Raw genomic sequence first — 23,920 nt, 5'->3', positions numbered from 1 at the left:
GGCTTGAGAATGTTGAGGATCACCTGCCCCTGGTGCGGCGAGCGCGACTATAGCGAGTTCCGCTATGGCAGCGAGGTCAAGACGCGGCCGGCGCCCGGCACGGGCGACCTGAAGACCTGGCACGACCATGTCTTCCTGTTCGACAATCCCAAGGGCCCGACGCGCGAATATTGGCAGCATGTGCTGGGCTGCCGGCAATGGCTGGTGCTGGAGCGCGACACCGCGACCAACGCTGTGGGCAAGGCGGTCCCGGCGCGCGACGCCGCTTCCAAGAGCGGAGCCGGCCGATGATGAAGGGCAGTTCCCACCGCCTGCCGCAGGGCGGACGCATCGATCGCAGCCGGCCGCTGTCCTTCACGCTCGATGGCGAGCGGATCACGGGCTTCGCCGGCGATACGCTGGCCTCGGCCATGCTCGCCCATGGCGTGGCGCTGGTCGGCCGCAGCTTCAAATATCACCGCCCGCGCGGCCTGATGGCGGCGGGGATCGAAGAACCCAACGGTCTCCTGACGCTGGGCGAGGGCGGGCGGCGGGAGCCGAACATCCCCTCGACCATGACCGATCTGGTCGAAGGCCTCGTCGCGCGGCGGCAGAACGGATGGCCCTCGATCGAGTTCGATCTGAGGGCGGTCAACTCGCTGGCGGCGCCGCTGCTGACCGCGGGCTTCTACTACAAGACCTTCATGGGGCCGCGGCGCGGCTCCTGGATGGTCTACGAGCCTCATATCCGCAAAGCCGCGGGGCTGGGCGAAGGCAGCTACGTGCCCGATCCCGACCGCTACGAGACGCGCCACGATTTCGCCGACGTGCTGGTGGTGGGCGCGGGGCCGGCGGGCCTGGCTGCGGCGTTGGCCGCAGGCCGAAGCGGCGCGCGCGTGCTGCTGGTGGAGCAGGATTCGGAGATCGGCGGCAGCCTGTTGTCGGAGCCGGCCGAGAGCGCCGGCGCTCCCTGGCTCGCCCAGCGCAAGGCCGAGCTCGAGGCCCTGCCCAATGTCCGGATCCTGACCCGCACCACGGCTTTCGGCCTTTATGACGGCAACACCGTGGCGCTCCTCGAGCGGCGCGATCACCTCTCGCCCGATCCCAAGAAGGGCGAGGCGCGGCAGGTGACCGTCACGCTGCGCGCGCGCGCCATCGTCTTCGCGACCGGCGCCATCGAACGGCCGCTGGTCTTCGCCAACAACGACCGGCCGGGCGTGATGCTGGCCTCGGCGGCGCGCAGCTATCTCAACCGCTATGCCGTGGCGGCGGGCCGGCGTGCCATCGTCGCCACCAACAATGACAGCGCTTATCGCGCCGCCTTCGATCTGGCGGCGAACGGGCTCGCGGTCACGATCGCCGATCTGCGCGGCGAGATCGACGAGAGCCTGCAGGCGGCGGCGGCGAAACACGGCATCGAGCTTCGGGCTGGCACGGGCATTCTCGATGTCGCGGGCGGCAAGACCGTGACCGGCGCGCGGCTGGGGCCGGTCGGCCGGGCCGATGCCGGCGAGCTCAGGTCCTGCGATCTCGTCTGCGTCTCGGGCGGCTGGTCGCCGTCCGTGCATCTGACCTCGCATGGTGGCATCAAGCCGGTCTATCGCGACGAGATCGCGGCCTTCGTGCCGGGCGGCTTCGCCAAGGGGCAGTTCGGGGCGGGTGCCGTCCTCGGCAGCTTCGGATTGGCGGTCGCGATCCGCGAGGGCGCCGAAGCCGGCGCCCAGGCGGCTGATCATGCCGGCCATGGCACTGGCGCCCGCGCGGTGCCGTCGCCCGCGATCGAGGGCGCCGACCGCTACGCGGTCGCGCCGCAATGGCCGAGTCTGTCGGCGGCCAAGGGCAAGGCCTTCGTCGATTTCCAGAACGACGTGACGGTCAAGGACATCGTCCAGGCCCATCAGGAGGGCTACCAGTCGGTCGAGCATCTGAAGCGCTACACCACGCTCGGCATGGGCACCGACCAGGGCAAGACCGCCAACATCAACGCGCTCGCGATCATGGCGGGCCTGCGCGACGTGAGCATTCCCGAGGCCGGTACCACCACCTTCCGCCCGCCCTATTCGCCGGTGGCGCTGGGGGCCATCGCCGGGCGCAGCGTCGGCCACCATTTCCGGCCCGTGCGGCTCTCGCCGCTGCACGATTGGCATCTGGCGAATGGCGGCGCCATGACGCCGGCCGGCCCCTGGCTGCGCGCCTGGTACTACGATTGGGCCGGCAAGGACGCCGCCGCGGCCTATGTGAAGGAAATGGATCTCGTCCGCCATGGGGTGGGCATCGCCGACGTCTCGACGCTCGGCAAGATCGACGTCCAAGGCCCCGATGCGGCGGAGTTCCTCAACCGCCTCTATGTGAACGGCTTCGCCAAGCTGCCGGTCGGCAAGGCGCGCTATGGCGTGATGCTGAACGATGACGGGCTGGTGCTCGACGACGGCACCACCACGCGCCTCTCCGACACCCGCTTCTTCATGACCACCACGACCGCGCAGGCCGGCGAGGTCATGTCCTGGGTCGAGTTCCTGCTGCAGACGGCCTGGCCCGAGCTCAAGGTGCATGTCGCCTCGCTGACCGACGAATGGGCGGCGATGGCGGTCTCGGGTCCCAAGGCGCGCCAGGCGCTGGCGCTGGCCTTCCCCGGCCAGGATGTCGGCGACAACCGGCTTCCCTATATGGGCGCGCTCGAATTCACCCATGACGGCGCGCCGGTGCGGCTGATCCGGCTCAGTTTCTCGGGCGAGCTCGCCTACGAGGTCTATACGCCGGCCGACAATGGCATCGCGCTCTGGGAGCATATCCTCAAGGCCGGCCAGCCGCTCGGCATCAAGCCCTACGGGCTCGAGGCGCTGGCCTCGCTGCGCATCGAGAAAGGCCATGTGGCCGGCCTCGAGCTCGACCATCGCACCTCGCTCGACGATCTCGGCCTCGGCAGGATGGCGGGCAAGGAAAAGGACTATGTCGGCAAGGCGCTGCGCTTCCGCCCGCTGCTGCAGGCGCCGGAGCGCTGGAGCCTGGTCGGGATCGAATGCCTCGAGCCCGACAAGCGCCTGCGCGGCGGCTCGATCCTGTTCCTCAAGGAGGACAAGATCGAAGGTCATGGCCGCGGCTACATCACCTCGGTCACCTGGTCGAACGAGCTCAACAAATATATCGCGCTCGGCCTCTTCAGCGGCGGCCTGCGCCATGAGGGCGCGGAGATCCTCTGCGCCTATCCGGTGAAGAATGAGCAGGTGCGCGCGCGCATCGTCTCGCCGCATTTCATCGATCCCAAGGGAGAGCGCCTCTATGCTTGAGCGGCGATCGGCGCTGGCGAAGGACCTGCAGCAGGGCGGCCGCGACGGCGCCGCGGGCGATCGCAGCGTGAAAATCGGCGAGGTCAGGGGCTGGTCGCTGGTCCAGGCGGCGGGGTTCCCGGCCGAGGCCGCGGCCTTCGAGGCGGCGCTGTCCGGCGCGGTCGGCACGAGCTTGCCGGCGAAGGTCGGCGAGGCGGTGACGGCGCAGGGCCGCACGCTGATGCGCGTCGGGCCGGAGCATTTCTGGGTTCTCGGTCCCGAGAACGACGAGCTTGCGGCCAGGCTGTCGGCGTCCATCGCGCCCAGCGTCGGCTCGATCCTGCCGCTCTCCCACAGCCGCACGCGGATCTTCATCGAGGGCGCCGCGGCGCGGGCGGTGCTGGCCAAGGGCATCCCGCTCGATTTCGATCCGGCCGTCTTCAAGATCGGCCAGTTCGCTTTGACCGGCCTGCATCACACGCCGGTGCTGGTGCATCGCACGGGCGCCGAGCGCTACGAGATCTACGCGATGCGCACCTTCGCCCACTCGATCTGGGAATGGCTCACCGACGCGGCGCTGCCGGTGGGATATGATGTCGTGAAGTAGGGACGTTGTGGCCCAAGTGCGCCGAACGTCATCCCCGCGCAAGCGGGGATCCAACTCTGAGCTTGGTACGCTGGATCAAGATGGGCCCCCGCTTGCGCGGGGGTGACGAGCGCGCGTGCAACAGCGCTTCGTCCTTCCGTTCAGGGCAGCGCCTTCAAGAACGCCTTCACCACCGTCGCCGCGTTGTCCGAGGCGAGCTGGAAGAAGGTCCGGATCTGGTTCTCGCCTTCGCCGCCGCCGGCGAGGTCGGAAAGGCTGCGGAAGGCGATGAAAGGCTTGCCATTGACATAGGCCACGTGGGCCACCGCCGCCGATTCCATGTCGAGGACCTTGGCGTCGAAGGCCTCCAGCACATATTCCCGGAACGCCTTGTTGTCGACGAAAGCCTGACCCGAGACCCCGTTACCGCCGACCACGATCTTCGGCCGATGGTCGAGACAGTTCTGCGCGGCGCAGTTCTGCAGCGTGATCCCGTCGGCCACGGTCTTCGCCAGCGCGAGAAGCGCCGGGTCGACCGGGAACCAGTCATGCTCCTCCCGGGGATTGTCCTTGCGCAGGATCTTCACGGGCTGGGGGAAGATCATGCCGAAATGGGCATCCGGCTTGTCGGCCCAGTCCGGCAGCTCATAGCCGCCATCCTTCTCCCGGGCGAAGACCGCTTCGAGATATTCGCTCCAGCGCTCGGGGATCACCACGTCGCCGATCTCGAGGCCGGGATCGACCCCGCCGGCGATGCCGGAGAAGACGATCCGCTCGACCGCGAAATGATCGAGGGCGAGCTGGGTCGTCATGGCCGCATTGACCATGCTGATGCCGCTCAGGAACAGCAGCACCGGCTTGCCTTCGATGGTGCCGGTGACGAAGGTCATGCCGGCGAGGTCGTGGTCTTTCCGGTCCTGCAGCGCCTGCTGCAGCAGCGTCCATTCCGGCGGGAAGGCCGAGATGACGGCCGTGCGCGGCGTCGCATCGAGCGTCTCCGCGGCGAAGGCGGGGGCGCCGAAAGCGAGGCAGAACAGAGTCAGAGCGGCCGCCAGCCGCTTCAGCATCGGGGTCATCTTCCAGGGATGCGCGACTCTCAGGCCCGCATCCGCTTCGCTTCGGGATCGAACAGCGGCTCGGCGACGATGGTCGCCTTGCGGCGGTCGCCGAGAATCTCGATCTCGAAGGCGTGGGCGCCGGTGTCGCCGGCGAGCACCCGGGGCACATAGCCCTGGGCCAGCGACTTGTCGACATAATGCCCGTAGCCGCCCGACGTCACCCAGCCGACGACCTGGCCCTTGTGCCAGATCGGCTCGTCGCCCAGCACGTCGGCATCGGCGGCATCGACCACCATCGTGACGCGCCGGAGCTTGCCGCCGCTTTCCTTCTCCTTCATCGCCGCCTCGCGGCCGATGAAGTCGTTCTTGGTGAGATCGATGAAGCGGTCGAGGCCCGCTTCGAAAGGCCCGTAGATCGGACGGAGTTCGCGATACCAGGTGGGGAAGTTCTTCTCCAGGCGCAGCGAGAGCAGGGCCCGCATGCCGAAATTGATGAGCCCCAGATCCCGGCCCGCTTCCTGGATCGCCAGGAAGAGGCGGCGCTGATATTCCGGCGCCACCCAGATCTCGTAGCCGAGATCGCCCGTATAGGTGACGCGGTTGATCATGGCCGGCAGGTTGGCGATATCCATGGCGCGGTGGTCCATGAACTTGAAGGCGGTATTGGAGACATCCTCGTCGGTCAGCCGCTGCAGGAGCTCGCGCGACTTGGGTCCGGCGATGGAGAGGCCGACCAGGCCCATGTCGAAGCGGTGCACCGCGACCGAGCCGTCCGCGGGCAGATGCTTCTCGAACCAGCGCATATGGTATTTCTGCGCCTGGCTCGAGCCCCACATCAGGAAGCGCTCGTCGCCATTCTTGTCCGGCTGGGCCTTGGCGATGGTGAAGTCGCCGATCAGCTTGCCCTCGGGATTGAGCATCGGCGTCAGGATGAGGCGCCCGGTCCGCGGCATCTTGTTGGTCATGAGCCGCGACAGGAAGGCCTCGGCGCCGGGGCCCTTGAACTCGTATTTCGCGAAGTTGGCGATCTCGGTGACGCCGACCCCGTTGCGCACGCCCAGGCACTCCGCCTTCACATGCTTGAAGTCGTTCGAGCGGTGGAAGGAGACGATGTCCTTGGGCTCGACACCCTTGGGCGCGAACCAGAGCGGCGTCTCGAGGCCCCAGCTGTCGCCCATGACGGCACCCTGGGCGATCATCACGTCGTAGAGCGAGGTGGTCTGCTGCGGGCGGGCCGCCGGCAGCTCCTCGTTGGGGAAGCGGATCGAGAAGCGGCGGGAATAGTTCTCGCGCACCTTCTCGTTGGTGTAGGAGCGCGTCGCCCATTCGCCGAAGCGGGCGATGTCCATGGCCCAGACGTCGAAGCCCGGATCGCCGTTCACCATCCATTGCGAGAGGGCGAGGCCGACGCCGCCGCCCTGGCTGAAGCCCGCCATCACGGCGCAGGCGCACCAGAAGTTCTTGAGGCCCTGGACCGGGCCCACCAGCGGATTGCCGTCGGGCGAGAAGGTGAAGGGGCCGTTGATGATGCGCTTGATGCCGGCCTTGGCCATGGCCGGGAAATGCTTGTGGCCGAGCTCGAGCGAGGGGGCGATGCGGTCGAGGTCGGGCTCGAGCAGCTCGGTGCCGAAATCCCAGGGCGTCTGGCGCGGCTGCCAGGGGCGGCAATCCTTCTCATAGGTGCCGAGCACCATGCCGCTGCGCTCCTGGCGCATATAGATCTCGGCCTTGAAATCGATCGCATGCGGCAGCTCGTGGCCGCGCGCCTTGTTGAAGGCGACGACCTCGGGCATCTCGTCGGTCACGAGATACATATGTTCCATGGCGAGGACCGGCAGCTCGATGCCGACCATGCGGCCGACCTCGCGGGCCCAGAGCCCGCCGCAATTGACGACATGCTCGGCGCGGATATTGCCCTGGTTGGTGATAACGTCCCAGCCGCCGTCCTTGCGGGCCTTGAGCTCGGTCACGCGGGTCTTGAGATAGATCTCGGCGCCATTGATGCGCGCGGACTTGGCATAGGCATGGGTGGTGCCGGAGGGGTCGAGATTGCCGTCGGCCTTGTCGAGCATGGCGCCGACGAAATGCTTCGCCTCCATCAGCGGGAACAGGTCTTGCGCCTCCTTGGCCGTCAGGAGCTCGGTCTCGAGGCCCAGATAGCGCGCGCGGGCATGGGCCATCTTGAGCCATTCCATGCGCTCGTGCGTGTCGGCCAGCATGAGCCCGCCCGAGCGATGCAGCCCGCAGGACTGGCCCGAGATCTTCTCGAGCTCGTCATAGAGGCCGATGGTGTAGCCCTGGAGCTTGGCGACGTTGGGGTCGCCGTTGAGGGTGTGGAAGCCGCCCGCCGCATGCCAGGTCGAGCCCGAGGTGAGCTGGTCGCGTTCGATCAGCACCACGTCCTTCCAGCCGGCCTTGGTCAGGTGATAGAGCACGCTGCAGCCGACGACGCCACCGCCGATCACGGCGACCTGGGTATGCGATTTCATGCCTGTGGTTCTTTCCTGAAAGCCGCCTGGGAGCCGAACGGGGGAAGGCCGGGCGTCACCAGCCCCGGCGCCCGGGAGAATGCGTCGGGGGCTTTCGGCGGGTCAAGGCGGTTCCAGACGCTGCTTTGGAGGCCAACTCCCATGCTAAGCTCGGCTGTCATCGGCCCATAATTCACCTCTTGATAGTAACCTATATGTTACCATATAATCGATGAAATTGACCGTCGTCGAATATGTCCGCACAGACGGGTCCAGTCCTTATCGAGACTGGTTCGATGACCTCGATTCGCAAGCGGCGGCCAAGGTGGCGACGGCCGTCCTGCGCCTGGAAACAGGAATTGTCTCGAACGTGAAATGGATCGGCACGATCGCCGAATGCCGTATCGATTGGGGACCGGGTTATCGCGTCTATCTGGCGAAAGACGGTGAAACACTCGTTATCCTGCTGGGCGGCGGCACCAAAAAGCGCCAACAGGCCGATATCGAGCGGGCGAAGGCGATGTTCTCGGAGTACAAGGTTCGTAAGGCATCGGCACGCAAGCCGGGAACCAAAAGGGTGACCCCCATGGCTTTGACACGCGAATTCAAGCAGACGGTTGCCGATCGGGCCAAGCGCGATCCGGCCTTTGCCAGGGCGCTGCTGGACGAAGCGGCAACCTTGTTCCTCAATGGGGAGCCGGAACCGGCGCGTCTCATTCTGCGGGATCTCGTCAACGCAACGGTGGGGTTCGAAGCGCTGGCGCTCGAGACCGCCAAGCCCAGCAAGAGCTTGCATCGGATGCTGTCGAGCCAGGGCAATCCCAGCATGGATAATCTCGCCGCCATCTTCCAGGTGCTGCGCGAGAAGCTGGGCGTCGAGATCAGGGCGCGCGTCGTGAAGGCTGCGTAACTTTCCCTCCGCCCCCGGTTTTCCGGATCGCGACTTTCGCTTCCCTCAGGGCACCAGCACCGCCGCGCCCTCGATGCGGCCGTCGCGCAGCCGCGTCAGGGCCTCGTTGGCTTCGGGCAGCGGGAAGGCCGTGGTCGTCGTGCGCACCGGGACCTTCTGGGCGATGGCGAGGAACTCCTCACCGTCCCGGCGCGTGAGATTGGCGACCGAGCGGACCATGCGCTCCTCCCACAGGATCCGGTAGGGGAAGCTCGGGATGTCGCTCATATGGATGCCGGCGCAGACGACCGTGCCGCCCTTGGCCGTGGCCCGGAGGGCGGCCGGCACCAGCGCGCCGACGGGGGCGAAGATCAGGGCCGCATCGAGCGGCTCGGGCGGCGGGCCGTCGGACCCGCCCGCCCAGACGGCGCCCAGGCTGCGCGCGAAATCCTGGCCCTCGCTGTCGCCGGGCTTGGTGAAGGCGAAGACCTGCTGGCCGCGATGGCGCGCCACCTGGATGGCGATATGCGCGGCGGCGCCGAAGCCATAGAGACCGAGGCGAGGCGCATCCCCGGCGAGCCGGAGCGCGCGATAGCCGATCAGGCCGGCACAGAGCAGGGGCGCCGCCTCGACATCGCCGAAGCCCGCGGGGATCGGGAAGCAGAAATGTTCGTCGGCGACCGTGTAGTCGGCGAAGCCGCCATCGATCTGATAGCCGGTGAAACGGGCCCGCGCGCAGAGATTCTCGCGGCCGCTGCGGCAATAGTCGCACTCCCCGCAGGTCGAGCCCAGCCAGGGCACGCCGACCCGGTCGCCCTCGCGCAGCCGCTCCACGCCGGCGCCCACCGCGGCGACGGTGCCGACGATCTCATGGCCCGGCACCAGCGGCAGCTTGGGTTCGGTCAGCTCGCCATCGACGATATGAAGATCCGTCCGGCAGACGCCGCAGGCATGGACCCGGATCAGCACCTGGTGCGGTCCCGGCTGCGGCGGACCCGGGCGGTTCTGCAGCCTGAGCGCGCTTTGCGGTTTCTCCAGAATCATCGCGCGCATGGGCGGGGTTCCTCGGAAAGCCGTTGATGGAGCCTGTCGGCAGGGCCGGCCGCGCCAATTATAGCGATCCCGGCCGGCTTGGGGATGCGCGCCTCGGTCACACTGAACCCGAGGCCTGAACGCCAACCGGTGCGCCTTTGGTTCCCACCCTTGGCCGGGTGACTCCGCCCGGCGCGGCGATTATTCTCCCCCGCACCGCCGATCGGCTTTGCCTGGAAGGGATCATCATGCGCGTCTTCATTGCCGGCCTCGACACCGAAACCAACACCTTCTCGCCGATCCCCACCAGCATCAAAGGCTTCGAGGACGGGTTCCTGGCCCATGGCGACGCCACGAAACGGCCGGAGAACTATTGCTCCGCCCAGCTCTTCGTCTGGCGCCGGCTGGCCGAGGCGAAAGGCCACGAGGTGGTGGAAGGGCTCTGCAGCTATGCCGAGCCCGCGGGCGTGATCACGCGCGCCGCCTACGAGACCCTGCGCGACGAGATCCTCGACGGCGTGCGCGCGGCCATGCCGGTCGATGTCGTGCTGCTGGCGCTGCACGGCGCGATGGTCGCGGACGGCTATGACGATTGCGAAGGCGACATTCTCACCCGCGTGCGCCAGATCGTCGGGCCCAAGGCCGCGGTCGGCGGCGAGCTCGATCTCCATTGCCATATCACCGAGGCGATGGTGACGCAGGCGACGGCACTGGTCGCCTACAAGGAATATCCGCATGTCGACATCCCCGAGCGCGCGGCCGAGCTGTTCGCGCTCTGCGAGGACGCCGCCAAGGGGCGCACCAAGCCGGTCATGGCGGCTTTCGATTGCCGCATGATCGGCACCTTCCGCACCACCGAGCAGCCGTTGCGCGGCTTCGTCGACAAGATGAAGGCGCTCGAAGGCAAGGACGGGATCCTCTCGGTCTCGCTCGGCCACGGCTTTCCCTATGGCGACGTCAAGGACGAGGGCGTGAAGACGCTGGTCGTGGCCGATGGCGACCGGACCAAGGCCGACAAGCTGGCGAGAGAGCTGGGCCAAGAGGTCTTCGCCATGCGGGAGAAGATCGCGCCTCGGTTCCTCACCGTCGACGAATCGCTGGACGAAGGCCTCGCGCATAACGGCAACCCGGTCGTGATCGCCGACGTGACCGACAATGCCGGCGGCGGCGCGCCCGGCGATTCCACCTTCTTCCTGCGCCGCATGCTCGATCGCGGCATCACCGACGTGGCGACCGGCTATTACTGGGACCCGATCGCGGTGCGGTTCTGCATGGATGCGGGCGTGGGCGCCAATCTCGACCTGCGCGTCGGCGGCAAATGCGGGCCGGCCTCGGGCGATCCGGTCGATCTCAGGGTGACGGTGCGCGCCGTGGCCGACCAGGTGACCCAGCGCTTCGGCGAGGCGCCCGATCCGATGGGCCCTTCGGTCTGGGTCTCGGCCCGGGGCATCGATCTGGTGCTGACCACGCTCCGCACCCAGGTGTTCCATCCCGAGGGCATGACCAAGCTCGGCATCGATCTCTCGAACCGCAAGCTCGTGATCGTGAAATCGACCCAGCATTTCCATGCCGGCTATGCGCCCATCGCAGCCCGCGTGCTCTACGCCGCGGCCCCCGGCGCCTTGACGAAGGACTTCGCCGCGATCCCTTACCGCAACATCACCCGGCCCTACTGGCCGAAGGTGGCGAATCCGTTTGCGTAGCCTGTCATTGCCGGGCTTGACCCGGCAATCCAGGGCATCGAGCGCGATGGCCCTGGATGCCCGGATCAAGTCCGGGCATGACAGAAAAGGAAAGGCCGAGGGCTTGGCCTCTTCCTAAACCTTCCCCGTCAGCAGCTCCTCCGCGCGCTGGCAGCGGGCGAGCCGGTCGGGCTGCGAGGTCGGTTGCAGCGACTGCGGACGCTCGCAGCCGGCGGTGGCGAGCGGGCAGCGCTCGCGGAAGAAGCAGCCCGAGGGCAGGTTGACCGCGCTCGGCAGTTCCGTGTTGCGCAGCGGCGCCACGATCGCCGCGCCGCGATCGAGCGTGGGCACGGCCGCGAGCAGCGCCCGCGTATAGGGATGAGCGGGACGCGCGAGCAGCGAAGCGGTCGGGCCCGCTTCCACCACCTGGCCCAGATACATCACCGCGACCCGGTCGGCGATATGCCTTATGACCGAGACGTTGTGGGAGACGAACAGGTAGGTCAGGCTGAGGCGCGCCTGCAGCTCCATCAGCAGGTTGAGGATCTGTGCCTGGACCGAGACGTCGAGCGCCGAGGTCGGCTCGTCGAGCACGATCAGGTCCGGCTCGAGAGCGAGCGCCCGGGCGATCGCGATGCGCTGGCGCTGGCCGCCGGAGAATTCGTGCGCGAAACGGTCGAGCTGGTCGCGGCGCAAGCCCACCTGCTCGGCGAGGGAAGCCGCGCGATCCTTCAGCCAGCGTCGCGGCCGGCGCTCGCCGATGCCGAGCGGCTCGGTGATCACCCGCCAGACCGGCATGCGCGGATCGAGCGAGGATTGCGGATCCTGGAACACGATCTGGAAGCGGCGGCGCAGCTTCCGAAGCCCGGCCTCGTTCAGGCCCCAGGGATCGGCGCCGTCGAACAGCACCCGGCCCTCGCTCGGCTTCAGCAGCGCCATGGCGACCTGTCCCAGCGTGCTCTTGCCGCAGCCGGATTCGCCGACGATGCCCAACGTCTCGCCGCGCCGGACCTCGAGATCGACGCCGTTGAGCGCATGGACATGCGCCTGGGGGCGGCCGAGCCAGTTGGCACCGATGGGAAAGCGCATATGGATCGTCTCGAACCGCAGCAGCGGCTCGCCGCCGGCCCTGGTTCGAGGGGCGGCTATCGAGGGCGCGAGGGGAGCCGTGGCGGCGGTCGCGCGCTTCTCCCGCAACAGCCAGCAGGCGGCGCGGTGGCGAGAATCCTCGGGCCCCGCGATCAGTGGCGGCGAGGCTCCGCAAGGCTCGAAGGCGAAGCCGCAGCGCGGCTGGAAGCGGCAGCCCTCCGGCGGATGAATGAGGTTGGGCACAGTGCCCGGAATCGAAGCGAGGGGCTGTTTCGGCGCCACGAACTCCGGCAGGGCCTGGAGCAGAGCGCGGGCATAGGGATGCAGCGGCCGTTTCAGCACCGCCTCGGTGCGTCCTTCCTCGACCACCTTGCCGGCATACATCACATAGACCCGGTCGCAGAGCTGTGCCACCACCGCCAGATCGTGGGTGATGAAGAGCACCGAGATGCCGCGCTCGCGGGCGCGCTCGCGCAAGAGGGCCAGCACCTGCGCCTGCACGGTCACGTCGAGCGCCGTGGTCGGCTCGTCGGCGATCAGCACCTTGGGATTGCACGAGAAGGCCATGGCGATCAGCACGCGCTGGCGCATGCCGCCGCTGAGCTCGAAGGGATAGTTCCGCATCACGCGCCGGGCGTCCGGAACCTGCATCTCCGTGAGCAGCTTTTCCGCCCGGGTCAGCGCTTCGGCCTCGGTGACGGCTTCGTGGCGCCGGATGACCTGGGTGATCTGGCGCCCGATCCGGATGGTGGGATTGAGCGCGTTCATCGGCTCCTGGAACACGACCGAGGCGAGCCGGCCGCGTATATCCTCGAGCGTCGCTTCCGGCGCGTTCGCCACATCCTGTCCCAGCAGCGCCACGCGGCCTTCGGCGATGCGGGCGGCGTGGGGCGGCAGGAGCCGCATCACGGAAAGGGCCGTCACGGACTTGCCGCTGCCGGATTCGCCCACCAGCCCCACGATCTCGCCGGGGCCGACCGTGAGCGAGACCCGGTCGAGCGCCCGCACGGCACCGCGATAGGTCGCGAACTCGAGCGAGAGCTCGTGGATCTCGACGATGGGCCCCGGCGCCGTTCCTGCATTTACCGTGCCGGCGATGGAAGCGGTCTCGGCCATCACTTGCCCTTGAGCCGGGGATCGAAGATGTCGCGCAGCCCGTCGCCCAGCAGGTTGAAGCCCACCGCCGTCACCAGGATCGCCAGGCCGGGGAAGGTCGGGTACCACCACTGGTCGAGGAGAAAATCGCGGCCGCTGCTGACCATGGCGCCCCATTCGGCCGTCGGCTGCTGCGCGCCGAGCCCGATGAAGCTCAGGGCCGCGGCGGTCAGGATGGCGCCGCCGATATCGAGCGTGCTCTGGACGATGATGGGCGCCATGGCGTTGGGGATGATGTGGCGCAGCACGATCTGGCGCCTGGAGGCGCCGAAGGTGACCGCCGCCTTCACATAGGCGCGCTCGCGCAAGGAGAGCGCCTGGCCGCGCGCGAGGCGGACATAGAACGGGATGCGCACCACGGCGATCGCCAGCATGGCGTTGATCAGATCGGGTCCCAGCGCCGCCGCCAGCGCCATCGCCATCACGAAGGAGGGGAAGGAGAGCAGCACGTCCATGAACCGCATGATGACGGTGTCGGTCTTGCCGCCCACGAGACCCGAGAAGGCGCCCAGCACCGTGCCGATGCTCATCGAGAAGAAGACGATGGCGATACCGACCGTGACCGAGACGCGCGAACCCCAGATGATGCGCGAGAGCAGGTCGCGGCCGACCTGGTCGGTGCCGAGCCAGTGCATCGCGCCCGGTGCCGCGAGCCGCGCGCGCAAGTCGAGCGCGTTGGGATCGTAGGGCGAGATCCAGGGGGCGAGCAGCATCACCAGCAGCACGAAGAGGATGATGCCGAGCCCGATCAGCGTCAGCGGGCTGCCGCGGAGCTGATACCAGATATAGGCGAAATCGATCCGGCCCGCGGGCGCGGCGACAGCTGGCGTGGGTCCCGGCGTGAGGGGCGCGGTGCTGTCGCTGGCCATGGTCAGCCCACGCCCCGGATTTGCGGGTCGAGGAACATGTAGGTGAGATCGACCACGAGATTGAGCAGCACATAGGCGGTCGAGGCGACCACGGTGAAGCCCATGATCGCCGGGAAATCCAGCGCGTTGATCGACTGCACGACATAGTTGCCCATGCCGGGCCAGGCATAGACCGTCTCGGTCAGCACCGCGCCATAGAGCAGGTCGCCGAAGGCGAGCCCGATCATGGTGACCGAGGGGATGAGGGCGTTGCGCAGCGCATGATCGAACAGGATGCGCCGGCGCGACAGGCCGCTGGCCTTGGCGGTGCGGATATAGTCCTCGGTCAGCACCTCCAGCATGGAGGAGCGGATCTGACGGGTGACGATGCCCAGATGGAGGAAGCCCAGCGTGATGCCCGGCAGCAGCAGATGCTTGACCGCGCTGACAAAGGCGGCGCCGTTGCCGGCCAGAGCGGCATCCAGCGTATAGAAGCCCGTGACGAAGGGAGGCGGGGTGAGGGCGCTGTCGATGCGCCCCGAGCCCGGCAGCCATTCGAGCCGTCCGTAGAAGAGGTAGATCAGCAGGAGGCCCAGCCAGAAGGCGGGGGTGGAGATGCCGGTGACGGAAAGGGTGCGGGTGACCTGGTCGATGGCGCGGTCCTTGGCCACGGCGGAGATGACGCCAAGGGGAATCCCGAGCGCGATGGCGAAGACCATGGCGGCCAGCGCCAGCTCGATGGTGGCGGGGAAGAAACGGACGATGTCGTCGGCGACCGGACGCTGGGTGCGGATCGAGATGCCGAGATCGCCCGACAGCAGGTCGCGCGCGTAGCTGAGATATTGCACATAGAGCGGCCGGTCGAGGCCGAGCTTGGCGCGCATCGCCGCCACCAGCTCGTTGGAGGCGCGATCGCCCGCCATCATCCGCGCGGGATCGCCCGGGATCATGTGCGAGATCACGAAGGTGACGATCGAGACGCCGACGACGACCAGGACCAGCAGCAGCAGCCGGCGGCGGACGATGTTCAGGAAGGACATGGCGGTGGTGTTTTCTTTGCTCCTGTGTCGACCAAGACCACGAGTGGAAGCTTCACTCCCACGTCATCCCCGCGAAAGCGGGGATCCATCCTGATCCAGCGCGCCGAGCTTCGCGTTGGATCCCCGCTTTTGCGGGGATGACGATAGGGGGCGTTGCCGGCGATGGAGAAGAATGACAATGGGTACCCGGAAACACAGAGGGCGGACGCAACCTTTCGGCCGCACCCGCCCCCGGGGTCTCCTCAGGCGCTCATTGCGCCCGCGACATGGTCTCGAAGTTGAACATCTGGAGCGTCATCGGGTTATAGATGAAGCCCTTGACGTCCGAACGGATGGCGACCTGGTAGTTCGCCTGGAACAGGAGGACATAGGGCGCCTCCTCGATCACGATCTTCTGCGCCTCGGCATAGATCTTCTTCCGCTCCTCGACATTCGCGGCGGTCGCGGCCTTGCGGATCAGATCGTCGACCTTCGCGTTGGTGTAGAAGGCGCGGTTGCCGGGCAGGCCGTGCAGGCTGGAATCGTACCAGTAGTTCATGAACATGTAGGGGTCGCCATAGTCCGGCGTCCAGTTGCCGGCCGCGATGTCGAAATCGCTGCTGTTCAGCTTCTCGCGCATCGTGGGATAGGCGAACTCCTGCATCTCGACCGTGATGCCGAGCGGGGCCAGGTTCTGCTGCAGGATGAGGCCGATGGATTCCCAGTTCGGGTCCTTCTTCGAATAGAGATAGCCGAGCTTCAGGCCCTTCACGCCGGCATCGGCCAGAAGCTGCTTGGCCTTGGCCGCATCGGTGGTGAACTGGAAGCTCGCATCGTCATGGCCCCAGAGGCCTTCGGGCACGGGCCCGCGCATCTGGACGCCGTTGCCGAGCAGGATGCCGTCGATGATGCCCTTATAGTCCACGGCGTAGGAGATCGCCTGGCGCACGCGGACATCGTCGAGCGGCTTACGGGTGTTGTTGAGATAGAGATAGGTCACCTGGAAGCTCGGTTCGTCGACGACCGTGACGCCTTCGGCCTTCTTCAGCGCGTCGAACTGGTCGACCGGCAGGTCCTCGGCGATGTCGATATCGCCCTTCTCGAGCTGCAGGCGCCGCGCGGAGGCTTCCTTGATGATCTTGACCACGACCTTCTTGAAGGAGGGCGCGGGACCCGCATAGTGCGGATTGACCTCCATCACCACCTGCTGGTCCTTCTCCCAGCTCGTCACCTGGTAGGGACCGGAGCCCAGCGTGTGCTCGGCGAGATAGGCTTGGCCGAGATCGCCGTCCTTCTCATGCTGCTGGGCGGCGGGGCTCACGATGCAGGCGCCGTTGGTGGCGAGGCCGGCGAGGAAGGGACCGAACGGCTCCTTCAGGATGAACTTGACGGTGTGGGGATCCACCACCTGGACCTCGGTCACGGGGCCGACCGTCTCGGACGGGCCCTTGGCGACCTTGAACAGGCGGTCGAAGCTGTATTTGACGGCGGCGGCATCGACCGGCGTGCCGTCGGCGAACTTGTGGCCGTCATTGAGCGTGAAGGTCCATTGCAGCCCGTCGTCCGAGACGGTCCAGGACTTCGCGACGTCGCCCTCGACCTCGGTGCTGCCCTTGCCGTTCTCGACCTTGAACTTCACCAGCCGCTCATAGGCCGGATAGGTCACGGTCCAGCTGTTGTTGGTCACGGTCACGGCCGGATCCATGGTGTCCACGTCGCCGGCCTTGCCGACGACGAGCGTCGTCGGGTCGCCGGCAGCGGCGGCCGGCAGGCTGCCGGCCGTGGCGATGGCCAGCAGCGCGGCGGCCCCAAGCAGCATGGCTTTTCCAAGCAGCATGCCCTTCACGTCAAATTTCATGGGTTTCTCCCTGTGTGCTCAATGAGGCGACGCCGTTCTTTTTCCGCGCTGTCGGGATCGAGCGCTGATCAAGACGCGGCGGAACGGTCCCCGATCGCCTGCGGATGATCTTTGTCGGTTGAATTGCAAAATCGTGGCAGGCGCGGTCGGCAGTATCCGGCGGGGTGCCGGGAGCGTCAAGGCGCGACGCCGGTTGGCGGCACGCGCCTCCTCCTATCGGCGGAGGCGAGCGGGCGAGAGCGCCGCTTCGGTCACGCCGAGATCGGCCAGCTCCTGCGGCACCGGTTTACGCTGTGCCAGCGCCGCGACCAGCTTGGCGATGCCGGGCGCGGTCTGGATTCCATAGCCGCCCTGGCCCGCCAGCCAGAAGAAATCGGCGACCCGTTCGTCATAGCCGACCACCGGCGTCTTGTCGGCGACGAAGGAGCGCAAGCCCGCCCAGCGATGCTCGATCCGCGGGATCGGCATCGTGACGGCCTGCTCCAGACGATCGACCAGGATCGCGATGTCGAGATCCTCGGGCTGCACGTCGCAGGGCGGCATCGGCGTCTCGTCGGCGGGCGAGGCCATGAGCTTCCCGGCATCCGGGCGGAAATAAAACTGCTCGTCCGCATCGATGATGGTGGGCCAGCGCATGACGTCCATGCCGGCGGGCGGCCGGAACTGGATGGCGGTGCGCCGCTTGGGCACCAGCCCGATGGGCGCCGCCCCGGCGAGGCTGCCGATCTCGTCGGCCCAGGCGCCGGCGGCGTTGACGATCACGCGGCCCGAGAACGAGCCGGCCTTGCTCTCGACCCGCCAGCGCCCATCCTGCCGCGCCAGTCCCGTCACGCGCGCGTCCGTCAGGAGCTGGCCGCCGCGCGCCCTCATGCCCTTGAGATAGCCCTGATGCAGCCCATGGACGTCGATATCCATCGCATCGGGATCGAGCACGGCATCGGCGACATAGCCCGGCCGGAACACCGGCACGCGGCCCTCGACCTCGGCCGGGGCGATGCGCCGGATGTTGCTGCGCAGGCCCGAGACCTCGGCGAGGAAGGCGTCGAGCGAGCGGCGCTGGTCGGCGCGGCCGATGAAGACGACGCCGCGGGGCAGGAGCAAGGGATGGGCCGCGAAGCCGGCCGGCGGATCGAGGTAGAACGGCTTGCCGCCGGTGGTAAGGCCCCGCACCGTGGCATTGCCATAGGTCTCGGCATAGAGCGCCGCGGAGCGGCCGGTGGTGTGGTAGCCCGGCTGGTCCTCCTGCTCCAGCATCAGCAGGCGGCCCTGGGCGGCCAGCTCGCAGGACGCGGAAGCGCCCGCCATGCCGGCGCCGATGACGATGAAATCGAAGTCAGCCATGGGAAAGCCACCCCGCTCCGAACGGTTCCTGACGCTGTCAGGGCTCATGGCCTAGCGGTTCCGGCACGGGACCGCAACCGGCGTCGGGCTTGCGAGAATGTCGCAACCCGCGAAAAGCCGTGGCAGACTGGCGGCGGCCCGATCCGGGAAGGGGAATCAGGACCTATGATCGCCAGGACAATCCGGTCTGCGCTCGCGGCGTTTCTACTGCTGGGTGCCGGCCTCGCCGCGACCTCATCGCTTCAGGCCGCGGACTTCAGGGTGTACAGCCACGACATCAAGGACGGCCAGTTCCAACCGGATCAGGTGCTGAGCGCCGCCTTCGGCCTCGGCTGCCAGGGCGGCAATCTCTCGCCCCACATCAACTGGGAGGGCATGCCGCAGGGGACCCAGAGCTTCGCCCTCACCCTGTTCGACCAGGATGCGAACAACGGCAAAGGCTGGACCCATTGGGTCGTGGTCAACATCCCCTACCGGGTGAACTCGCTGCCGCGCGGCGCCGCGGGCTCGGGTGCGGTTGCGGCCGTGGGCGCGCTCCAGACGCTCAACGATTTCGGGCAGGCGGGCTATGGCGGGCCCTGCCCGCCGCCGGGCCAGACCCATCACTATGTCGTCACCCTGACCGCGCTCTCCGTGGCGAAGCTGCCGCTCGACAAGACCGCCACCCCGGCCATGGCGGCGGCCGCGATCGCCGGCAGCAAGATCGCCGCCGTCAGCTTCGCCGCGACCTATGAGCGGTGAGCCCGTTTCGGGCTGAGGGGAAAGGCTCGCGCCGTGCGGTGGTTCGGGAGGCGGTTCGCGATCCTGGTCCTGACGCTGGTCGGCATCGTCGCGCTGCCGCTCATGCCCGCCGCGGCGCAGTCCTTCAGGCTCAACAGCCACGACATCGTCAATGGGCAGATCCAGCCGGCGCAGCTCTCGAGCAAGGCCTATGGCTACGGTTGTGCCGGCGAGAACCGCTCGCCGGAGCTGGTCTGGTCCGGCGCGCCCCCGGGCACGCAGAGCTTCGTGCTCACGATCTTCGATCTGGACGCGCCCAACGGCCTCGGCTGGTTCCATTGGGTCGTCGTCAACATCCCCGCGTCGGTCGAGAGCCTGCCGGCGGGCGCGAGCGGGGCCGGCATCGCCTCGATCGGCGCGATCGAGACCCGCACCGATTTCGGCGTTCCGGGCTATGGCGGCCCTTGCCCGCCCGCGCGCACGGCGCATCGCTACCGCTTCGTCCTCACCGCGCTCAGGACCCCCAAGCTCCCCGTCGACGCGAACGCCACGCCGGCGATGGTCGGGATCTTCGTCGAGGCCAACAAGCTCGACCAGGCGAGCTTCACCGCGATCTATGGACGATGAGGGGGGAGGCGCGTAGCGACAGTCCGGCTCACGTCATCCCCGCGAATGCGGGGATCCGGCTCTAAGCTTGGCGTGTTGGATCCACATGGAGTCCCGCTTTCGCGAGAATGACGAACGGGAAGGGCAGCGGTGGGCGAGGCACCCGTTCGCCTACGCGAACTTCTCCGCCAGGTCGATCGTGCTCTCCCAGCCGATGCGGTCGATGTTCTCTTCGACCCACTTGTCGGCGGTGTCGTAGCCCAGCTGGTGCAGATGCTCGAGGAAGGCGCGCTCGGTGTTGAGCTTGCTGAGTGCGCCCAGCTTCGCCAGCTCGGCCTCGGCGCCGATCTGGTGGAAGCGCACTGCAGCGTAATGCTCGTTCTGGAGCGAACCGTTCTCGACCAGCGAGGTGATGGTGGCGACGCCGAACATCTCGCGCACCAGGCTGGCGTTGAAGGTCATCTCGTTGATGCGGTTGAGGATGTCTCGCGCCGTCACGGGCACGTCGGGCCGGTTCATCGGGTTGATCTGCACGATCACCACGTCGCGGCTGGCGCATTCATGGATCAAGGGATAGATCGCGGGATTGCCGAGATAGCCGCCGTCCCAGTAATGCTCGCCCTCGATCTCGACCGCCTTGAACATGAGCGGCAGGCAGGCCGACGCCATCAGGGTGTCGACGGTGATCTCCGGCGTGCGGAAGACGCGCGACTTGCAGGTGCGCACGTTGGAGGCCGTGACGAAGAGCTTGATCTGCGGATGGGCGCGCAAGCCCTCGAAATCGACCACGTCCTCCAGCACCTCGCGCAGCGGGTTGATGTTGAGCGGGTTGAACTGGGTCGGCGCGAAGATGCGGGTGAGGAAATCGACCGCCATGAAGGCCGGATCGCGGTCGACCTGCCAGCCATTGCCGTTGGCAGGACCGCCGAAGGCGCCGAGGCCGAAGGGCAGGCCGAGGCTCGGCATCGCCAGAGCCGCGCTGCGCGGCAGGTGGTAGAGGTCGGCGACGCGGTCCCAGAAATGGGCGAGCGCGTTGATGGCGCCCTGGCGGCGGCTCTTGATGAAGCCGTCGGTGAAGACCACGGCGTTCATGGCGCCGGCGCTGGTGCCGCTGATCCCGTCGATATAGAGCCGCGGCTCGCTCATGAGCCGGTGCATCACGCCCCAGGTGAAGGCGCCGTGCGAGCCGCCGCCCTGGAGCGCCAGCGAGATATGCTTCACGCCGGGCCGGCGCGCGGGCTGGAGGCGGGGCAGGGGTGCGTTGCTCGGCAGGGCCGGCGACGGGGAACGTTTGGGCGAGGGCATGGTGCTGGTCATGGTCGGGGGGTATCGGGTCTCGGGGATCGGTGGGGCTTATCGCCAGACTGTCATGATTCGGGTCGCCCGGACCCCGGCTTCGCGCCTGCGAAGGCGGCTCTCGTCGAGGGGGCGAGGGCCAAACCGGCCGGATTTCCAAGGGGACATGATGCGGGGGAAGAACCGAAGATGAGGTAAATGGCGGATTGCTGCCGCAGCGCAGCAATTCAGCATAACCCTGTTGCCGGCCGGGTCGCCAGCCTTTCGCGACCCGTATAAGCTCCTGGCCGAATTGCCGATTCTTTGGGCAGCCAGCGTCTCAGGCCTGCCCCTTGCCCTGATCGAAGAACTCTCCCGAAGCCAGGGAGCAGAGCGTAGCGATCACGCCAAACGAGGGGCTTGGGGAAGGAGCGACGGTGCCCGATGACCGGCTTAACCCCACCTGTCCACCGAAGCCTTGGCGAAGGTGGAAGCACTCATGAGGTCCCCATGGCGCTCACATTCTATTACGGCTCCGGCTCCCCCTTTGCCTGGAAGGTCTGGCTCGCCCTCGAGCACAAGGGCATCGCTTACGACCTCAAGCTCCTCTCCTTCGACAAGGGCGACACCAAGGCGCCCGCCTTCCGCGCCATCAACCCGCGCGGCCTCGTGCCGACCATCGTCGACGACGGCTTCGCGCTCTGGGAGTCGGGCGTGATCCTCGAATATCTCGAGGAGAAATATCCGCAGAAGCCGCTGCTGCCGAAGGAGACCAGGGCGCGCGCGACCGTCCGCCGGCTCGCGACCGAGATCAACGACTATGTGAAGGAGGCGAGCAACGCGCTCGCCGAGCTCGTGCTCTACGGCGACAAGCCCGCCACGAAGGAGGAACTGGCCGACGCGCACCAGAAGATGCTCGACGCCCTGGCGCCCTTCGAGGCTGCCTTCGTCGGCCCCTACCTCGCCGGCGAGCTCTCGATCGCCGACTTCACCATGTTCCCGTTCGTCCGCATGCTGAAGCGCATCGAGGACCGCAAGCCCGGCCAGGGCCTCCCTGACGACCGCCTGCCGCCGAAGCTGCGCGCCTGGAAGGGTGCGATCGAAAAGCTGCCCTACTACGAGAAGACGACCCCGCCGCATTGGAAGGGGTAGAGTCAATCAGGCTTGATAGCTTGAAAGCCGTCTCAGCAATCCACTAAAAATAGGGGAATTTCAGGACCAGCTCGCGTTTCTTATCTGTCTTGATTACCATTTATTGGGGAAATGCCTGCTGGAAAACCCGCCAAGGTTCTTCAGACCAAGCAGGATACTATGCAGGATTTGCTTGCCGAGAAGGTATGGCCAATATGAGCGCAAGCCGATCCTACTATCGCATCATGCTTGGCGCGAAGAGTTCGGCTGCGCAGCAATGTCACGAGGAAAAATGGTTCGGTGGCGGCTGGGGCATTGCTCATGATTTGACAAGTGAACTGACTGAGAACTGGCGAGAGTTCAACGCCAAGTTTATCCCAGTGTATCTCAACAACAACCCCGGCAAGTCCAAGGTTGCGGCTGGCCTTGCTTGCGGCATGCTTCATACGATCTGCAAAGGGATCCAGCAGGGCGACATCGTCCTTTGCCCCGACGGCAAGGGATCGTATTGGGCGGGCACTGTCGTCAGCGACTACTTCTATACTCCGGGCGAGAAGCTCCCGCATCGCCGCCATGTGGAATGGTTTCCGAAGGCCATTGCTCGCTCTGAGATGAGCGAGGCGCTGCGTAATTCCACCGGTGCGATTGGCACCGTTAGCGATATCACCAAGCACGCTCAGGAGATTGAAGGCTTTCTCGCCGGCAATGCATCACCCAAGCTGATCGCAACCGATGAACTGGTCGAAGACCCCTCGATTTTTGCGCTTGAGTCGCACCTTGAAGACTTCCTCGTCGAAAACTGGGTTTCAACCGAGCTTGGCAAGAACTACGACATATTCCGGGAGGACGGCGAGGCGGCCGGGCAGCAGTATCCGACCGACACAGGGCCCATCGACATTCTAGCGCTTCGCAAGGACAAGAAAGAGCTTCTAGTAGTTGAGCTGAAAAAAGGCCGGGCCAGCGATGCCGTGGTCGGTCAGATACAACGTTATATGGGTTACGTGCTGGATGAGTTGGCCGAGCCGGATCAGACCGTGCGCGGCTGCATCATTGCGCTGGAAGATGATTTGCGCCTGCGGCGCGCCTTACGGGCTGCCAACAATATCGACTTCTATCGGTACCAAGTCAGTTTCAAATTGTTCAAAGGCTGAGATGACCGTCGCGGCAAATCGGAACGGCCGGCGGTTACTTCTTTTCCTTTTGTCTCACGGCAATCTAAGCACCACCCCCAAATACCCCGCCGCCTGCGCCCAGTCGACCAGCTCGAACAGCGGCACCAGCGCCGCGAACACCAGCCCGTCGGCGATGGTGCGGTAGAGCGCTTGCGGGTGGATCTCGAGCCGCGTGGCGTCGTGCCAGGCTGCGAGGCGGGGGCCGAAGCGCGGGGTGCGGCGGCGATAGTCCTCGTAGGCCTGGCCGAAGATCGTCTGCAGGGCGGCTTCCTCGCGCTGGATCGCGGGGCGGAAGATGGCGATGGCGCCGACGGCGAAGAGCGCGGCGATCGCGAGGCTGCCGGTCTGGGCGCCGATGCCGGCCGCGCCCAGGAATGAGAAGAGATAGAGCGGGTTGCGGCTGAGGGAATAGGGCCCCTCGGTCACGAGCCGGTTCGCCTTGCGCCCGCCGATATAGAGCGCACACCAGGCGCGGCCCAGGATGCAGAGCACGATCGCGGCTAAGCCCACGGCCTCGACCGTCTCGTGCAGGCTGCCGTTCCAGTCGCCCAGCGAGCGCAGGAACGGGATCAGCAGGGCGACGGCGAGGCTCGCGAAGAGGATGACGAGCTTGCGCCGTCGCTGCAGGCCGCGGAGCCGTTCGCGGGCGGCGCGCTCGTCCGCGCCGGCGGGCAGGGCGGCGGTCGGCGGAGGGGCGGGTTTCATGGGGCCATCCTAGCGCCGTTCCCGCGGCATCGTTCGTGAGA

Annotated in this window: 19 protein-coding genes; 9 read left to right on the top strand and 10 right to left on the bottom strand. The window is 67.0% G+C overall.

Features of this window, described 5'->3' with window-relative positions; translation table 11 throughout:
- Positions 1-9: 9 nt before the first annotated feature.
- From FRZ61_RS16725 to FRZ61_RS16715, 3 genes are read left to right on the top strand one after another with little or no spacing between them, the layout of a single operon-like run.
- On the top strand, positions 10-291 hold the full coding sequence (locus FRZ61_RS16725) for a sarcosine oxidase subunit delta (RefSeq protein WP_225308855.1): 282 nt from the start codon (positions 10-12) through the stop codon (positions 289-291).
- Positions 288-3,266, top strand: coding sequence for a sarcosine oxidase subunit alpha family protein (locus tag FRZ61_RS16720; RefSeq protein WP_151118800.1), 2,979 nt, complete (start codon positions 288-290; stop codon positions 3,264-3,266). Before FRZ61_RS16725 ends, FRZ61_RS16720 begins: the two co-directional genes overlap by 4 nt.
- Positions 3,259-3,852, top strand: coding sequence for a sarcosine oxidase subunit gamma (locus tag FRZ61_RS16715; protein ID WP_191909066.1), 594 nt, complete (start codon positions 3,259-3,261; stop codon positions 3,850-3,852). Before FRZ61_RS16720 ends, FRZ61_RS16715 begins: the two co-directional genes overlap by 8 nt.
- A gap of 140 nt (positions 3,853-3,992) precedes the next feature.
- On the opposite strand, the gene FRZ61_RS16710 is transcribed toward FRZ61_RS16715, so the two are convergent.
- Positions 3,993-4,898 (bottom strand): 5'-methylthioadenosine/S-adenosylhomocysteine nucleosidase, encoded by a 906-nt coding sequence (locus FRZ61_RS16710; RefSeq protein ID WP_151118798.1) that lies wholly within the window; start codon positions 4,896-4,898, stop codon positions 3,993-3,995.
- Between the two features lie 29 nt (positions 4,899-4,927).
- Positions 4,928-7,378, bottom strand: coding sequence for a GcvT family protein (locus FRZ61_RS16705; protein WP_151118797.1), 2,451 nt, complete (start codon positions 7,376-7,378; stop codon positions 4,928-4,930).
- 211 nt (positions 7,379-7,589) lie between these two features.
- Here FRZ61_RS16705 and FRZ61_RS26665 point away from each other — a divergent pair, with 211 nt between their 5' ends.
- A complete protein-coding gene (locus tag FRZ61_RS26665; protein ID WP_225308854.1) occupies positions 7,590-8,267 on the top strand; it encodes a type II toxin-antitoxin system RelE/ParE family toxin in 678 nt (225 codons plus the stop codon).
- Positions 8,268-8,312: 45 nt separating this feature from the next.
- Here the strand turns inward: FRZ61_RS26665 and FRZ61_RS16690 are convergent, their stop codons facing one another.
- On the bottom strand, positions 8,313-9,299 hold the full coding sequence (locus FRZ61_RS16690) for a zinc-dependent alcohol dehydrogenase family protein (RefSeq protein ID WP_151118796.1): 987 nt from the start codon (positions 9,297-9,299) through the stop codon (positions 8,313-8,315).
- Positions 9,300-9,526: 227 nt separating this feature from the next.
- Between FRZ61_RS16690 and FRZ61_RS16685 the strand changes: the two genes are divergently transcribed.
- On the top strand, positions 9,527-10,981 hold the full coding sequence (locus FRZ61_RS16685; protein ID WP_151118795.1) for a M81 family metallopeptidase: 1,455 nt from the start codon (positions 9,527-9,529) through the stop codon (positions 10,979-10,981).
- A 114-nt stretch (positions 10,982-11,095) separates the two neighbouring features.
- Here the strand turns inward: FRZ61_RS16685 and FRZ61_RS16680 are convergent, their stop codons facing one another.
- The 5 genes from FRZ61_RS16680 to FRZ61_RS16660 form a co-directional block, all read right to left on the bottom strand.
- Positions 11,096-13,165, bottom strand: coding sequence for a dipeptide ABC transporter ATP-binding protein (locus tag FRZ61_RS16680; RefSeq protein WP_151118794.1), 2,070 nt, complete (start codon positions 13,163-13,165; stop codon positions 11,096-11,098).
- Entirely contained in the window at positions 13,165-14,073 is a 909-nt protein-coding gene (gene ddpC / locus FRZ61_RS16675) for a D,D-dipeptide ABC transporter permease (protein WP_151118793.1), read from the bottom strand. The genes FRZ61_RS16680 and ddpC overlap by 1 nt, the downstream gene beginning before the upstream one ends.
- 2 nt (positions 14,074-14,075) lie before the next feature.
- On the bottom strand, positions 14,076-15,092 hold the full coding sequence (locus FRZ61_RS16670; RefSeq protein WP_151118792.1) for an ABC transporter permease: 1,017 nt from the start codon (positions 15,090-15,092) through the stop codon (positions 14,076-14,078).
- 250 nt (positions 15,093-15,342) lie between these two features.
- Complete coding sequence (locus FRZ61_RS16665) at positions 15,343-16,929, bottom strand: ABC transporter substrate-binding protein (RefSeq protein ID WP_225308853.1); 1,587 nt, start codon at positions 16,927-16,929, stop codon at positions 15,343-15,345.
- Between the two features lie 213 nt (positions 16,930-17,142).
- A complete protein-coding gene (locus tag FRZ61_RS16660) occupies positions 17,143-18,270 on the bottom strand; it encodes an NAD(P)/FAD-dependent oxidoreductase (protein WP_151118791.1) in 1,128 nt (375 codons plus the stop codon).
- Positions 18,271-18,435: 165 nt separating this feature from the next.
- Between FRZ61_RS16660 and FRZ61_RS16655 the strand changes: the two genes are divergently transcribed.
- Together FRZ61_RS16655 and FRZ61_RS16650 are read left to right on the top strand one after the other, a co-directional pair.
- Positions 18,436-19,011, top strand: coding sequence for a YbhB/YbcL family Raf kinase inhibitor-like protein (locus FRZ61_RS16655; protein ID WP_151118790.1), 576 nt, complete (start codon positions 18,436-18,438; stop codon positions 19,009-19,011).
- Between the two features lie 33 nt (positions 19,012-19,044).
- Positions 19,045-19,617: a YbhB/YbcL family Raf kinase inhibitor-like protein gene (locus FRZ61_RS16650; RefSeq protein WP_225308852.1), complete on the top strand. Its 573-nt coding sequence runs from the start codon at positions 19,045-19,047 to the stop codon at positions 19,615-19,617.
- Between the two features lie 150 nt (positions 19,618-19,767).
- Here the strand turns inward: FRZ61_RS16650 and FRZ61_RS16645 are convergent, their stop codons facing one another.
- Entirely contained in the window at positions 19,768-20,913 is a 1,146-nt protein-coding gene (locus FRZ61_RS16645) for a patatin-like phospholipase family protein (protein WP_225308851.1), read from the bottom strand.
- A 468-nt stretch (positions 20,914-21,381) separates the two neighbouring features.
- Between FRZ61_RS16645 and FRZ61_RS16640 the strand changes: the two genes are divergently transcribed.
- Both FRZ61_RS16640 and FRZ61_RS16635 read left to right on the top strand, forming a co-directional pair.
- A complete protein-coding gene (locus FRZ61_RS16640) occupies positions 21,382-22,023 on the top strand; it encodes a glutathione S-transferase family protein (protein ID WP_191909064.1) in 642 nt (213 codons plus the stop codon).
- Between the two features lie 185 nt (positions 22,024-22,208).
- Positions 22,209-23,153 carry an endonuclease NucS domain-containing protein gene (locus FRZ61_RS16635; protein ID WP_225308850.1) on the top strand — a complete coding sequence of 315 codons (945 nt, stop codon included), beginning with the start codon at positions 22,209-22,211 and terminating at the stop codon, positions 23,151-23,153.
- Between the two features lie 54 nt (positions 23,154-23,207).
- Here the strand turns inward: FRZ61_RS16635 and FRZ61_RS16630 are convergent, their stop codons facing one another.
- Positions 23,208-23,879 carry a methyltransferase family protein gene (locus FRZ61_RS16630; protein WP_151118788.1) on the bottom strand — a complete coding sequence of 224 codons (672 nt, stop codon included), beginning with the start codon at positions 23,877-23,879 and terminating at the stop codon, positions 23,208-23,210.
- Positions 23,880-23,920: the final 41 nt, after the last annotated feature.

Origin of the sequence: Hypericibacter adhaerens, from assembly GCF_008728835.1 — a bacterium.
In the GTDB taxonomy this organism is placed as follows: domain Bacteria; phylum Pseudomonadota; class Alphaproteobacteria; order Dongiales; family Dongiaceae; genus Hypericibacter; species Hypericibacter adhaerens.
The sequence above is the reverse complement of the archived record's forward strand: the minus strand, read 5'-3'. Positions and strand labels throughout refer to the sequence as shown.